The organism is Acidobacteriota bacterium (assembly GCA_016184105.1).
Classification (GTDB): Bacteria; Acidobacteriota; Vicinamibacteria; order Vicinamibacterales; family 2-12-FULL-66-21; genus JACPDI01.
The window spans coordinates 1-13,496 of the sequence record JACPDI010000021.1 but is presented as its reverse complement, the minus strand read 5'-3'; the positions used below and the strand labels follow the sequence as shown (position 1 = coordinate 13,496).

Sequence of the window (13,496 nt, the reverse complement as noted above, 5' to 3'; positions counted from 1 at the left end):
GCGAGAACAAGAGATGATTCCACGCTACACACGCCCCGAAATGGGCGCCGTCTGGAGCGAGCAGCGCCGCTACGAGGCCTGGCTCCAGGTGGAGCTGGCGGCCACCGACGCGCTCGTCGAGGCGGGGGTGGTCCCGGCAGATGCGGCGCGTGAGCTTGGCGCGAAGGCGGGCTTCGACATCGCGCGGATCGAGGAAATCGAGCAGACGACGCAGCACGACGTGATTGCGTTCACCACCGCCGTCGCGGAGAAAGTCGGGCCGGCCGCGCGGTGGCTGCATTTCGGCCTGACCTCGTCGGACGTGCTCGATACCGCGCTCGCCCTGCAGATGCGCGACGCGTGCGATGTGATCCTGGGCGATCTCGACGCGCTGGCCGAAGCGATCCGGCGTCGCGCCGAGGAGCATCGGCGGACGCCGATGATTGGCCGGACCCACGGCGTGCACGCCGAGCCGATGACGTTCGGCCTGAAGCTGGCGCTCTGGTACGCCGAAGTGCAGCGGAACGTCGCGCGCGTGCGTCGCGCGCGCGAGGTCGTCAGCGTGGGCAAGCTCTCGGGGGCGGTCGGCACCTTCGCGCACCTCGATCCGTCGATCGAAGCGCGCGTCTGCGCGCGCCTCGGGCTCGTTCCGGCACCCGTGTCATCGCAGGTCGTGCAGCGCGATCGCCACGCGGAGCTGATGAGCGCGCTGGCGATCGCCGCGGCGTCGCTCGAGAAGTTCGCGCTCGAAATTCGCGGCCTGCAGAAGACGGAGATTGGCGAGGTCGAGGAGCCGTTCGGGAAAGGGCAGAAGGGCTCGTCGGCGATGCCGCACAAGCGAAACCCGATCGGCTGCGAGCAGATCTGCGGCCTGGCGCGGCTGCTGCGCGCCAACGCGATGGCGGCGCTCGAGAACGTGGCGCTCTGGCACGAGCGCGACATCTCGCATTCCTCGGTGGAGCGCGTCATCCTGCCCGACAGCTTCATCGCGCTCGACCACATGCTGCGCCGGTTCACGCGGATCGTCTCGGGGATGGTGGTGTATCCCGAGCGGATGCTCGAGAACCTGCGGCGCTCCCGCGGCGTCGTGTTCTCCGGCTCGGTCCTGCTGGAGCTGGCCCGCCGCGGCGTCTCGCGCGAGCAGGCATACGAATGGGTCCAGCGCAACGCCATGCGGGCCTTCCACGAGCAGGCGGACTTCAAGGACCTGCTGCTCGCCGACCCCGACATCGCCAGGGTGCTGCCGGCCGCCGAGATCGAGCGCGCGTTCGATCTCGACGATCAGCTTCGAAACGTGGACGCGATCTTCGCGCGCGTCTACCAGGAGGTCACGGCGTGAGCGTGCGTGCGAGAGTGTTCGTCACGTTGAAGCCGTCCGTCTTCGACCCGCAGGGGCGGACCATCGCCGAGGCGCTGCGCTCGATGGGGTACGCCTCGGTCGGCGACGTCCGGCAGGGCAAGTACTTCGAGCTGGACGTGGATGCAACGACGGCCGAGCAGGCGCGCGCGCTGGCGTCCGAGGTGGCGGACCGGCTGCTGGCAAATCCGGTGATCGAGAGTTATCGGGTGGAGATCGAGTAGCGGGCGGTGCGCGGTGGACAGTGGGCAGTGAGGGGTGAATGAAGTTTGCGATCGTCGTGTTTCCGGGATCCAACTGCGACCATGACGCCTACCACGCCGCGAAGCACGTGCTCGGCCAGGACGCGGAGTTCGTCTGGCACAAGGAGACGACGCTTGGCGGGGCGGACGTGGTGGTCCTCCCGGGCGGGTTTTCCCACGGAGATTACCTGCGCACCGGCGCGATCGCGCGCTTCTCGCCGGTGATGGAGGCCGTACAGGCCTTCGCGGCCGGCGGTGGCCCGGTGCTCGGTATCTGCAACGGTTTCCAGATCCTGCTCGAGGCGGGACTGCTCCCGGGCGCGATGCTGCGCAACGCCGATTTGACGTTTCACTGCGAGCACGTCAACGTCCGCGTGGAGGCGGCCGACACGCCGTTCACCAGCCTGTGCCGTGAGGGGCAGGTGCTCAGCCTGCCGATCGCGCACGGCGAAGGCAACTACTTCGCGGAGCCGGACGTCCTGCGCGCGCTCGACGAGCAGCGGTGCGTCATTTTCAGGTATGCGACGGCCGCGGGAGAGGTCACGCCGGCCGCCAACCCGAACGGGTCGGCGCGTAACGTGGCCGGCATCTGCAACGAGCGCCGCAACGTGGTCGGCCTGATGCCGCACCCCGAGCGCGCGTGCGAGCGCGCGCTCGGCAGCGCCGATGGCCTCCTCCTGTTCGAATCCGTCGTCGCGTCGCTGCGCGCGGCAGGCGCGGTGTCGGTGCCGGTGGGGCGATGACGACGATCGACGCGGCGACGATCGCGCGCCACGGCCTGACGCCCGAGGAGTACGGGCGCATCGAGACGGCGCTCGGCCGCGCGCCGAACCTCACCGAGCTGGGATTGTTCTCGGTGATGTGGTCCGAGCACTGCAGCTACAAGAGCTCCAGGCTGCACCTGAAGAAGCTGCCGACCGGGGGACCGCGCGTCCTCCAGGGGCCCGGGGAAAACGCCGGCGCCGTGGACATCGGCGACGGCCTCGCGTGCGTGTTCAAGATCGAGTCGCACAACCATCCGTCGTTCATCGAGCCGTACCAGGGCGCGGCGACCGGCGTGGGCGGCATCATCCGCGACATCTTCACGATGGGCGCCCGGCCCGTCGCGCTGCTGAACTCGCTGCGCTTCGGCTCGATCGACGAGCCGCTCGCGCGCCGCATCCTGGAAGGGGTGGTGTCGGGCATCGCCGGCTACGGCAACAGCATCGGCATCCCGACGATCGGCGGCGAGATCCAGTTCGACGAGGCGTACGCGGGCAACCCGCTGGTCAACGTGCTGTGCGTGGGCCTCGCGACAGCCGACGGCCTCGTGAAAGGCCGCGCCGCCGGCGCCGGCAACCCGGTGTACTACGTCGGGGCGAAGACCGGGCGCGACGGCATCCACGGCGCGACGATGGCGTCGGCGGAGTTCGACGAGAAGTCGTCGGAGAAACGGCCGGCGGTGCAGGTCGGCGATCCGTTCATGGAGAAGCTCCTGCTCGAGGCGTGCCTGGAGCTGATGAAGTCCGATGCCGTCATCGGCGTCCAGGACATGGGCGCCGCGGGCCTGACGTGTTCGACGGCGGAGATGGGCGCGCGCGCCGGCACGGGCGTCGAGATCGACGTCTCGCTCGTGCCGCAGCGAGAGACGGGGATGTCGCCGTACGAGATTCTGCTGTCCGAATCGCAGGAGCGGATGCTGCTCGTCGTGCGGAAGGGACGCGAACGAGAGGTCGAGGATATCTTCGAGAAGTGGGACCTTCACGCGGTGCGCATCGGCGAGGTCACGCCGGACACGCGGCTGCGCGTGAAAGACCGCGGCGTGCTCGTCGCCGATGTGCCGAACGTCGCGCTTGTGGACGAGTCGCCGCTCTACGACCGGCCGTACTCGCGGCCCGCAGATCTCGATGAACGCCAGCGGTTCGCGCCAGGCGACCTCGACGTTCGCGAGACGCCGCAGCAGGCGTTCATGACGCTGCTGGCCTCGCCCGGCATCGCGAGCAAGCGCTGGGTGTACCGGCAGTACGACCACATGGTCCGCACCAACACGATCGTGCTTGCCGGGCGCGGCGCGGGCGTCATCCGGGTGAAGGGCACCGCGCGAGGGCTTGCCGTATCGGTCGACGGCAACGGGCGGTTCTGTTACCTCGACCCGCGGCGCGGTGCGATGCTGGCCGTGGCCGAGGCGGCGCGCAACGTCGCGTGTGCCGGGGCAATGCCGATCGGCGCGACCAACTGCCTGAACTTTGGCAATCCCGAGCGCCCGGAGATCATGTGGCAGCTCGTCGAGGCGATCGAGGGGATCGCCGAAGCCTGCCGGGCGCTGGACGTGCCGATTACCGGCGGCAACGTCAGCCTCTACAACGAGACCGAGGGGCGCGCCATCCACCCCACGCCCGTGCTCGGCGTCGTCGGGCTGATCGAGGATGCGTCGAAGGCGATCGACCGCGTGTTCCGCGGAGAAGGGCGCGAGATCGTGCTGTTCGGCGAAAACGCCGGCGAGCTTGCGGGCAGCGAGTATCAGAAGGTCGTGCACGGTGCGGTGCGCGGCATCCCGCCCGCGCTCGATCTGGCCCGGGAGCGCGCGCTCCAGCACCTGCTCGTGCGGGCCGTCGCCGAAGGCCTGGTCGAATCGGCGAACGACTGCTCGGAGGGGGGCGTCGCGGTGGCGCTGGCGGAGTCCGCGTTCGACTCGGGCGGCGTCGGGCTCACCGTGAACCTCGACGCCGCGCCCGTCGCCGGCGCGGCGCGGCTGGCGGCGACGCTGTTCGGTGAGTCCGCGAGCCGCGTCGTCGCGTCTGTACAGGAGGCGCGGCGCGGCGCTCTGCTGTCGCTCGCCGCAGAGCTCGGCGTCCCCGCGAAGGTCATCGGTGCAACGGGCGGCGGGCGGATTAGGATCTCCGTGGATGGCGAGCGGGCGATCGACAGCCCGCTCGCAGACGCCGAGCGTGTCTGGAGCGCGGCGCTCGGAGCGTATTACCGGAGGCGTGACGCCACGCACGTGGCGTGATGACATGGCACTGAACGAGCTGCACGAGGAGTGCGGGGTCTTCGGCATCTACGGCCAACCCGAGGCTGCCACGATGGCGTATCTCGGGTTGTACGCGCTGCAGCATCGCGGCCAGGAGAGCGCCGGCATCGCCTCGTCTGACGGCGTGAAGCTCCACGTCTCCCGCTCGATGGGGTACGTGGCTGACAGTTTTGACGAGCGGACCATGGCCGGCCTGCCGGGTGGCGCCGCGATCGGCCACGTGCGGTACTCGACGTCGGGCGAGAGCCACCTCCAGAACGCGCAGCCGTTCGTGATCGACTGCGTGCACGGCGAGATCGCCGTCTGTCACAACGGCAATCTGGTCAATGCACAGGAGCTGCGCGACGAGCTCGTGGGGCGCGGGTCAATTTTCCAGACCACGAGCGATACGGAGGTGCTGCTCCACCTCTACGCGCGATCGAAGGCGTCCAGCGTCGAAGACGCGATCGTGGATTCGGTCTCGCACGCGACCGGCGCGTTCTCGCTCCTGTTTCTCACCAAGGACCTGCTCGTCGCGGTGCGCGACCCGCACGGCTTCCGCCCGTTGGCGCTCGGACGCCTGGGTGACGCGTACATCGTGTGCTCCGAGACGTGCGCGATGGATCTGATCGGGGCCACCTACCTCCGCGACATCGAGCCCGGCGAGGTGCTTGTGATCGGCGAGCACGGCATGCGCTCGATCAAGCCCTTCGGCGCGGCACGGCTGGCCCACTGCATCTTCGAGCACGTGTACTTCGCTCGCCCCGACAGCTACGTGTTCGGCGAAAGCGTCAACGAGATCCGGACGAACTTCGGCCGGCAGCTCGCGAAGGAATCGCCGGTCGATTCCGACGTCATCGTGCCGATTCCGGACTCCGGCGTCTGCGCGGCCACCGGCTTCGCCGAGACGTCTGGCGTGATGATGCAGATGGGGCTCATCCGCAACCACTACGTGGGCCGCACCTTCATCCAGCCACAGCAGTCGATCCGCCACTTCAACGTGAAGGTGAAGCTGAATCCCGTGCGGAGCATCCTCGAGGGCAGGCGCGTCGTGCTCGTGGATGACTCGATCGTGCGCGGCACCACCAGCCGCAAGATCGTCCGCATGGTGCGCGCGGCGGGCGCGCGCGAAGTGCACATGCGCATCAGCTGCCCGCCGACGATCTCGCCCTGCTTCTACGGCGTAGATACCCCGCGGCGTTCGGAGCTGATTGCCGCGACGCACACGCTCGAGGAGATCAAGAAGTACATCGAGGCGGACAGCCTGTCCTATCTCAGTCTCGAGGGGCTGCTCGGCGCCGTTGGCGCCAGGCGGACGTCGTATTGCACCTCCTGCTACACCGGCGAGTATCCCGTCGAATTTCCGCGCAACGAGCAGGCGTACCTGCAGCTCGCGCTCAAACTCGTTCAGTGACGCGCGTCCGGCTCTCGATCGTGGGAAGCGCCGGGCTGGCCGCCGTGCTGCTCCTCGTCGTCCCCACCGTGCCCGCGGCGCAGGAGACGGACGTCACGCCCGCGCAGCTGCGGGCCGCGATCGATCAGCTCGGGCAGCTCGACTTCAACACGCGGATGAATGCCGCGCGGACCGTCCGTCGAGCCAGACCGGCGCAGGGGGTACCGGCACTCATCGAAGCGGTCACGTCGCACGCGGACGGATACGTGCGATTCAGGGCGCTCGTGTTGCTGTCGGGTTTCAACGACCCGCGCACGAAGTCCGTGATCCTGCCGTTGCTCGCCGATCCGAACGATCGGCTGCGGTCGACCGCGTACTCGTGGCTGGAGCACAATCGCACGCCGGAGGCGCTCCCTCAGCTTCTCAAAGCGCTCGACCGTGAAGAATCGGAGTTCGTGCGGCCCGAGCTGATGCGGGCGGTGGCCGCCTACGGTGACGATTCTCGTGCCCGCGAGGTGATGAAAAACCTGGTCAGCCGCGGACAGGATTTCTTTCGCAGCGTCGCGATCGAGGCGCTTGGCGACCGCAAGGGCGCGTATGCGATTCCGGAGCTGACCCGTGTCGCCGGGCTCGACGGCCCTCTCCAGGACGACGCGGTGATCGCGCTGGGCAAGATCGGCGACAAACGCTCCGTCGAGACGTTCGCGGCCCTGCAGCGCACGGCGCCACGCGACGTGCAGCCGTCCATCGCCGCGGCGATCTGCTTGCTCGGGACCAATTGCGCGACGCACAAGAGTTATCTCGTCGAAACCGTCCGTTTTGCGATCGGCAATATCGGCTTCCAGGAGCTGCTTCGGCCAGCGGTCGGCGGGCTTGCGGCGATCGCGGCGGGTGGCGACGAACAGGCGCTGCAGGCGCTCGTCGATGCGGGTGCGCCCGCAAGGGATCCTGCCCGGGCGCCGATCGCGCTCGGCCTCGGTCTGGCTGCGATTCGCAACCCCGAGGCGATGCTGCGCGTCGTCGCCGCACAGGGGGATCCGGTCCCGCTGATCGAGTTGCTGCGCGAGGCGTTCGATATGCTCGAAGAGGATTTCGAGGAAGAACAGTTTTTCGCGACCGTGCGGCGTGCATACTGGAAGGCGGCCGAGGGCACGCCGCCGCGGCGCGCGGCAGGGATCCTGATTCAGAAACTGGAGTTCTAGCGTACCTGGCCACTGGCCACTGACAATGAAGTACAAGGAATCCGGCGTCGATATCGAGGCGGGCAACGAGGTCGTCCGGCGCATCCGCCAGATGGCGCGGGGAACGTTCACGTCGAATGTGCTGTCGGACATCGGCAGCTTTGGCGGGCTGTTCGGTCTCGACGTGGCACGGTATCGCCAGCCGGTGCTTGTCGCGAGCGCTGACGGCGTCGGCACGAAGTTGAAGGTCGCCTTCATGACGGGCCGGCACGACACGGTCGGTGCCGACCTCGTCAACCACTGCGTCAACGACATCCTCGTGCAGGGCGCCGAGCCGCTGTTCTTCCTCGATTACCTGGCGACCGGCGCGCTCGCGCCCGATATCGCCGAGCAGATTGTGGCGGGCGTCGCGCGGGGATGCCGCGAAAACGGGTGCGCGCTGCTTGGCGGAGAAACCGCGGAGATGCCCGGGTTTTACGCTGCCGGCGAGTACGACATCGCGGGATTTATCGTGGGCGTCGTCGATCGCGAGCGGGTGATCGACGGCCGGCGCGTCGCTGCCGGCGACGTGCTGATCGGCCTTCCCTCCAGCGGGCTGCACACGAACGGATACTCGCTCGCGCGCCGGATCGCGTTCGAGCAGGTGGGCCTGAACGCCTCTGCGCGCGTCCAGGAGCTTGGCGCCGCCATCGGCGATGCGTTGCTCGCCCCTCACCGCTCCTATCTGCCCGTGATCCGGCCTCTGTTGCCGTCGGGAACGATCAAGGCCATGGCCCACATCACCGGCGGCGGCATCACCGACAACGTGCCGCGGGTCTTGCCGGAGGGCGTGCGCGCCCGCATCGACACGTCTGCCTGGGAAGTGCCGCCGATCTTCCGCTGGCTCCAGCGGGCCGGCAATGTCCCCGACGCCGACATGCGGCGTACCTTCAACATGGGCATCGGGTTGATACTCGTCGTCGCGTCCGCGGAGGCCGCCGGCGTACTCGCGCAGCTCCCCGAAGGCCGTGTCATCGGCGATCTTGCTCCCGGCAACCGTGCCGTCACTTACGAAAATTGAAAAAAGGGGTCGGGAGCCTTTTTTCGTGGCCGCCCCCTCGGCCTGACCGCTGATTCCAGTCCGAGTGTCTCAACCGCGTGGAGGACCCAGTCCTCTTCTCCATACGGCGCACCTCGCCGGATCGCTTTCCGGATCGCACGCACTTCATCGAGATCCATCGGGGTGTTGACCAGTGTCACCCAATCGTCCGGCAATCGGACGGGGCACTCCGCCAGCGGAGGCGCATCGACCCCATCCTGCCGCTGCCGCAGGCTTCCCCATTTCCAGTCTTCGGCCGTGAGAGCCAGTCCGGCCTTGAGGGCGTTACGTTCCACATAACGCACGACGCGCAACAGGTGATCGTTGCCCTGGACGGGAATCGCTTTGTACCGCCCCTGGTACAGCGGGCCCGTGCCCGTCGTCTGATGCCAGCAGTGAAAACGCTGCGTATGAGTCATCGTCAGCCAGTGCATGAAGCGAGACAGTTGTTGCCCGTTTTCTGGCTGCAAGACGAGGTGCCAATGGTTCGGCATGATGCAATAGGCGATCAGTCGAAGATTGACTCGACGGCAGGCTTCATCGAGAACCACAAGAAAGGCGCGATAGTCGCCACTGTCGAAAAACAGGGTCTCGCGTCGAGAGGCACGATTTACCACATGAAAGACGAACTCACCGGTGCAGATCCTGCGACGACGGGGCATACTAGGCTGTGTCTGAGCGACTTGAGCAAGCGCGGTACCAGTGATGTCAGAAAAAAAGGCTCCCGACCCCTTTTTACAATTTTCGAAAGTGCCGGTTCTTGGCGTGTTGATCTCCGGGCGGGGAAGCAACCTGCAATCGATCATCGACGCGATTGCGCAGGGGCGGCTGCGCGCGCGCATCGCGGTGGTGATCTCGAATCGCACGGGGGCGTACGGGCTGGAACGCGCGCGGACGGCGGGGATCGAGACCCTCGTGCTGGATCACAAGGCGTTCGCGTCGCGCGACGAGTACGACGCGCGGCTTGCGCGCGAGCTGACGCTGCGCGGCGTTCAACTGGTGTGCCTGGCGGGATTCATGCGCCTGGTGGGGCGCGCGCTGCTCGACGCGTTCCCCAACGCGGTCCTGAACATCCACCCATCGCTGCTGCCCGCGTTTCCCGGCCTCGAGGCGCAGCGCCAGGCGTTCGAGCACGGCGTGAAAGTCTCGGGGGCGACCGTGCATCTCGTCACCGGTGAGCTCGATGGAGGCCCCATCGTCGTGCAGGCTGCGGTGGCCGTGCTCGAAGGGGACACCGTCGAGACCCTCGCGGCCCGCATTCTCGAGCAGGAACATCGCCTGTATCCCGAGGCGATCGCCCGCGTCCTCGCGGGCGGGTGGCGGCTCGAGGGGCGGCGCTTCATTGCCGGTGCTCCGCGTCCCGCGGAGCGTTAATCATCGGCAACCGGAGCGATCCGCGCGCCTAGAAATCGGATTGCCGCTTTAACGTGAGGATCGCGACCTCGGGCGGGCAGTTCAGGCGGATCGGGACGTACACGGTTCCCACGCCGCGGCTGACGTAAATGGACGTGTTCTCCCGTGTGCCCAGCCCCGCGACGACAGGGAACGGCCGTGCGGCGACCGCCCCGAGGCCCGGCAGCACGATCTGGCCGCCATGCGTGTGGCCGGAGAGCACGAGGGAGACGTCGAGATCCGCCGCTTCCTTCAACCGCCTTGGATCGTGTGCGAGCAGCACGGTCGTGGCCGTGGCGCCGGCCAGCACTTTCGCGATGCGGTCGACGCGACGGGTCCAGAACCGGATCCCGGCGATCTCCAGGCGCTCGCCGCGAATCACGATCTGCGTGCGCTCGTCCTTCAGGACGACGAAGCCCCTGGCGGCCAGCGCGGCGGGCATGTCGCGATCGTCGTCGTGGTTGCCGAGCACGGCAAACACGCCGTGCGGCGCGTTCAGGGGCGCGAGCAGTTCGGCGGCGCCGCCCACGTAGCGCCGATCCCCCCAGGTCACGTAGTCACCGCCGAGGACGATCAGATCGGGCGCCGCATCGAGCGTGGCCCGGACCGCGCGCTCGATGTCTTCGGCGGGGACCGTGGAGCTGAAGTGCGTGTCGGTGACGAGCGCCACGCGCAGGCCGTCGAGGGCATCGGGCAACCCCGAGACCGGCACGTGGGTCCGGGTGATCTCGAGGCGATGCCGCTCGTAGAGGAACCCGTAGCCTGCCGATCCGGTCGCCACGCCTGCGCCGGCGACCGCGAGCGCCTGGAGCAGGGTGCGACGCGACAGCGATGCGCCGCCAGGCCGGCCACGGGCGGCCCGCGTGTGCCGTTGAGCCGCCTGAGGAAGTCCGCGGCGCGCCATCAGTGCTTCGTGAACTCGAAAAGCCCGCACGAATACGACGCCCGTGCGAGCGTGGCGAGGTTCGGGTGTTCGATCAAGGCGCCACCGTCGTCCACCGCCTGGAGGTCGAGCAACCGCAGATTTCCGAGGGCGTCGATGAGCGTGCGCGGGTCGAAGATCCGCTCGCTGTTAAACCTGACCCGCTCTCGGCCGACGGGCGCGCCGAGGTACAGGCGCCCGCCGGGGCGCAGCACGCGCGCGAACTCGCGCAGTGCCTTGAAGCACCCGTCCGGATCGATCGCGTCCCCGTAGCGACCGAGCCCGATATGCTCGACGGCGTGGAGGCTCGAGAGGGATTCCACGCTGTCGTCCGCGAAGGCGTCGAGCCGGCACGCGTCGCCCTGCACGAACCGGAGCCCGGCGACATCGCTGTGCAGGGGCCTGATGTCGACCACGGTCACGGGCATGAACGCGAGCACGTGCGCGACGAAGCCGTCGACGCGGGATCCGACGTCCACGTGGCTGGCCGGCCGCCTCGCGCAGATCCGGCGTGCCGCCCACAAATCCTGGTGGAAGTAGTGCCCGCTCGCGCTGCCGGCTTCAGCGAAGTAGTCGTGCAGGATTGGCTCCAGATCCCACGGGTCCAGCGGAAAAGGGCCTCTTCCGGCCGCGCGCGCGTACTGGCGCGCCTCGCGCCAGAACCGGGGCAGGCGCCGGAGCAGCCACGTCTGGCGTGGGTTGAGCCCGACGAACGCCGCCAGGCCCAGCGCGCGAGTCACCGCGTGGGGCAGACGCGAGGCCATGCGCCGCTATGGTAACTTGATTCGCAGCATGGATCTCTTCCGCGAGTTCGAATGGCGCGAGATGGTGTACGACGCAACCGACGGCGCGCGCGACGCCCTCCGCTCCGGACAGGTTACGGGTTACATCGGCTTCGATCCGACCGCCGACAGCCTGCACGTCGGCTCGCTCCTCCCAGTCATGGCGCTCGCGCGTTTTCAACGCGCCGGCCACGCGCCCATCGCCATCGTCGGCGGCGGGACCGGCCTCATCGGCGATCCGAGCGGAAAGACGCAGGAGCGGCAGCTCCTGACCACCGAACAGGTGGAGGCGAACGTCGTGGGGATCCGCCGGCAGCTCGAACGCTTCCTGGATTTCGACCGCGCCCCGAACGCCGCGCGGATCGTGAACAACGCGGACTGGCTGGTGACGATCCCGCTCATGACGTTCCTGCGCGACATCGGCAAGCACTTCACGGTGAATTACCTGCTGCAGAAGGAATCGGTGAAGCGGCGGCTGGAGTCCGAGGAGGGGATCTCCTACACCGAGTTCAGCTACCTGCTCACGCAGGCGTACGACTTCGTCGTGCTGCACGATCGCTTCGGCTGCACGCTGCAGATGGGCGGCAGCGATCAGTGGGGGAACATCACGGCCGGCATCGATCTGATTCGCAAGCTGCGCGGCGCAAAGGCGCACGGCATCGTGCTGCCGCTGGTGACGACCGCATCCGGCGTGAAGTTCGGCAAGACCGAGGTGGGCACCGTGTGGCTGGATGCCGCGCGCACCTCGCCGTTCCGCTTCTACCAGTTCTGGCTGAACACCGACGATCGCGACGCCGTCCGATACCTGAAGTTCTTCACGTTTCTCGATGAGACGGCGATCGAGGAGCTCGCGCGCGCGTCCGAGGCGTTCCCGGAGCGCCGTGACGCGCAGCGGGCGCTCGCGGCGCACGTGACCGACCTCGCGCACGGCCCCGAACAGCGGCAGCGCGCCGAGGCGGCATCGGCGCTGCTCTTCAAGGGGGACGTGCGGAACGCCTCCAAGGACGACATCCTCACCGTCTTCGAAGACGTGCCGTCAACCGCGGTTGACGCCGCCGACTTCGGCACCGACGGGCTCCCGGTCACCCGGCTGATCACGCTTTCCGGCCTCGAGCCGTCCACGAGCGCCGCAGTCCGGCTCGTCAAGGGAGGCGGGTTTTACGTGAACGACGCGCGCGTCTCGAGCGAGAAAGAGCGAGTCGGCCTGGATCAGGCGATCGAAGGAGAGATCTTCGTGCTGCGAAAGGGGCAGCGCGACCGCCGCCTGATCCGGGTGCGGAAGAGTCACTAGAGGAAAGCGCCGGGGTTGACACTCCGTCTTCCGCCGCCTATATTGGCTGTCGCTGCGCGTGACCCGGCGGGTCGCCGGAAACAGCTCCAGAAGATTCGGAGCTATTTTTGTCGGCTCTGCGCCTGACGGTCTGCCCATCCGAAGCCGATAATCTCCAGGTTGAACGGAAAAAAGAGGTTCCAGGGGGTTGACAGCCATACGCGGGTTGGATAGTATTGGAAGGTTCCCCCAACGGAGAAACGGCCGGAGGGGCAGTCAGCAATACGCGCAAGCCGGTTCTTTGAAAACTAGATAGAACGTGCAAGCACTTTGTTCACCCGCCTTCGCGCCTCACGGCGCCTGGGCGAGGTGGGCAGCCCGTCGAGTATCAGCGGGTGGCGCTGTGCAGTCCGAGGCCAGGCGTGTGGTTCACGACCTGGTGGAGGCGGCGAACCACTCATCACTTGACGAACTAACAACGCAAGAGCCAATCAACAAGGCGCTTGTGTTAAACGTTTTGCCCGCCTTCGTCCCGCTGAAGCGCCTCTGGCGCGGACGCGGGCTTCGGCGTGGCAGGCGAATTTAACATGAGAGTTTGATCCTGGCTCAGAATCAACGCTGGCGGCGTGCCTAACACATGCAAGTCGTGCGCGAAAGGGGCTTCGGCCCTGAGTAGAGCGGCAAACGGGTGAGTAACGCGTGGGTGACCTACCTTCGAGTGGGGGATAACGTCCCGAAAGGGACGCTAATACCGCATGACATCCTGTCCTTGGACGGATGGAGATCAAAGCCGGGGATCGCAAGACCTGGCGCTTGAAGAGGGGCCCGCGTGCGATTAGCTAGTTGGTGGGGTAACGGCTCACCAAGGCGACGATCGGTAGCCGGCCTGAGAGGGCGGACGGCCACACTGG

The 13,496-nt window shown here is 67.6% G+C and carries 12 protein-coding genes and 1 rRNA gene; 10 read left to right on the top strand and 3 right to left on the bottom strand.

What is annotated here, in order from left to right:
• The first annotated feature begins 13 nt into the window (after nucleotides 1-13).
• Genes HYU53_07630 through HYU53_07600 form a run of 7 tightly spaced genes read left to right on the top strand, consistent with a single transcriptional unit; the run spans nucleotide 14 to nucleotide 8,201 of the window.
• Nucleotides 14-1,318 carry an adenylosuccinate lyase gene (locus tag HYU53_07630; protein ID MBI2221064.1) on the top strand — a complete coding sequence of 435 codons (1,305 nt, stop codon included), beginning with the start codon at nucleotides 14-16 and terminating at the stop codon, nucleotides 1,316-1,318.
• Between the two features lie 2 nt (nucleotides 1,319-1,320).
• Entirely contained in the window at nucleotides 1,321-1,560 is a 240-nt protein-coding gene (purS, locus tag HYU53_07625) for a phosphoribosylformylglycinamidine synthase subunit PurS (protein ID MBI2221063.1), read from the top strand.
• A gap of 38 nt (nucleotides 1,561-1,598) precedes the next feature.
• Entirely contained in the window at nucleotides 1,599-2,321 is a 723-nt protein-coding gene (gene purQ / locus HYU53_07620) for a phosphoribosylformylglycinamidine synthase subunit PurQ (protein MBI2221062.1), read from the top strand.
• Entirely contained in the window at nucleotides 2,318-4,567 is a 2,250-nt protein-coding gene (gene purL, locus HYU53_07615; GenBank protein ID MBI2221061.1) for a phosphoribosylformylglycinamidine synthase subunit PurL, read from the top strand. The genes purQ and purL overlap by 4 nt, the downstream gene beginning before the upstream one ends.
• A gap of 4 nt (nucleotides 4,568-4,571) precedes the next feature.
• Nucleotides 4,572-5,981: an amidophosphoribosyltransferase gene (locus HYU53_07610; GenBank protein MBI2221060.1), complete on the top strand. Its 1,410-nt coding sequence runs from the start codon at nucleotides 4,572-4,574 to the stop codon at nucleotides 5,979-5,981.
• Nucleotides 5,978-7,162 carry a HEAT repeat domain-containing protein gene (locus tag HYU53_07605; GenBank protein MBI2221059.1) on the top strand — a complete coding sequence of 395 codons (1,185 nt, stop codon included), beginning with the start codon at nucleotides 5,978-5,980 and terminating at the stop codon, nucleotides 7,160-7,162. Before HYU53_07610 ends, HYU53_07605 begins: the two co-directional genes overlap by 4 nt.
• Before the next feature lie 25 nt (nucleotides 7,163-7,187).
• Nucleotides 7,188-8,201, top strand: a complete 1,014-nt coding sequence (locus HYU53_07600; protein ID MBI2221058.1) for a phosphoribosylformylglycinamidine cyclo-ligase — start codon at nucleotides 7,188-7,190, stop codon at nucleotides 8,199-8,201.
• On the opposite strand, the gene HYU53_07595 is transcribed toward HYU53_07600, so the two are convergent.
• Nucleotides 8,189-8,881: a transposase gene (locus HYU53_07595; GenBank protein MBI2221057.1), complete on the bottom strand. Its 693-nt coding sequence runs from the start codon at nucleotides 8,879-8,881 to the stop codon at nucleotides 8,189-8,191. The two genes, HYU53_07600 and HYU53_07595, sit on opposite strands and share 13 nt — an antisense overlap.
• Before the next feature lie 43 nt (nucleotides 8,882-8,924).
• On the opposite strand from HYU53_07595, the gene HYU53_07590 reads away from it, so the two are divergent.
• Nucleotides 8,925-9,593, top strand: coding sequence for a phosphoribosylglycinamide formyltransferase (locus HYU53_07590; GenBank protein MBI2221056.1), 669 nt, complete (start codon nucleotides 8,925-8,927; stop codon nucleotides 9,591-9,593).
• A gap of 28 nt (nucleotides 9,594-9,621) precedes the next feature.
• Here the strand turns inward: HYU53_07590 and HYU53_07585 are convergent, their stop codons facing one another.
• Together HYU53_07585 and HYU53_07580 are read right to left on the bottom strand one after the other, a co-directional pair.
• Nucleotides 9,622-10,515: a metallophosphoesterase gene (locus tag HYU53_07585; protein ID MBI2221055.1), complete on the bottom strand. Its 894-nt coding sequence runs from the start codon at nucleotides 10,513-10,515 to the stop codon at nucleotides 9,622-9,624.
• The gene (locus tag HYU53_07580; GenBank protein ID MBI2221054.1) at nucleotides 10,515-11,297 is read right to left on the bottom strand and encodes a DUF268 domain-containing protein; all 783 of its coding nucleotides are present in this window, start codon (nucleotides 11,295-11,297) and stop codon (nucleotides 10,515-10,517) included. Before HYU53_07580 ends, HYU53_07585 begins: the two co-directional genes overlap by 1 nt.
• Nucleotides 11,298-11,325: 28 nt before the next feature.
• Here HYU53_07580 and HYU53_07575 point away from each other — a divergent pair, with 28 nt between their 5' ends.
• Together HYU53_07575 and HYU53_07570 are read left to right on the top strand one after the other, a co-directional pair.
• Entirely contained in the window at nucleotides 11,326-12,606 is a 1,281-nt protein-coding gene (locus HYU53_07575; GenBank protein MBI2221053.1) for a tyrosine--tRNA ligase, read from the top strand.
• Between the two features lie 560 nt (nucleotides 12,607-13,166).
• Nucleotides 13,167-13,496, top strand: a 16S ribosomal RNA gene (locus tag HYU53_07570); the annotation flags it as partial.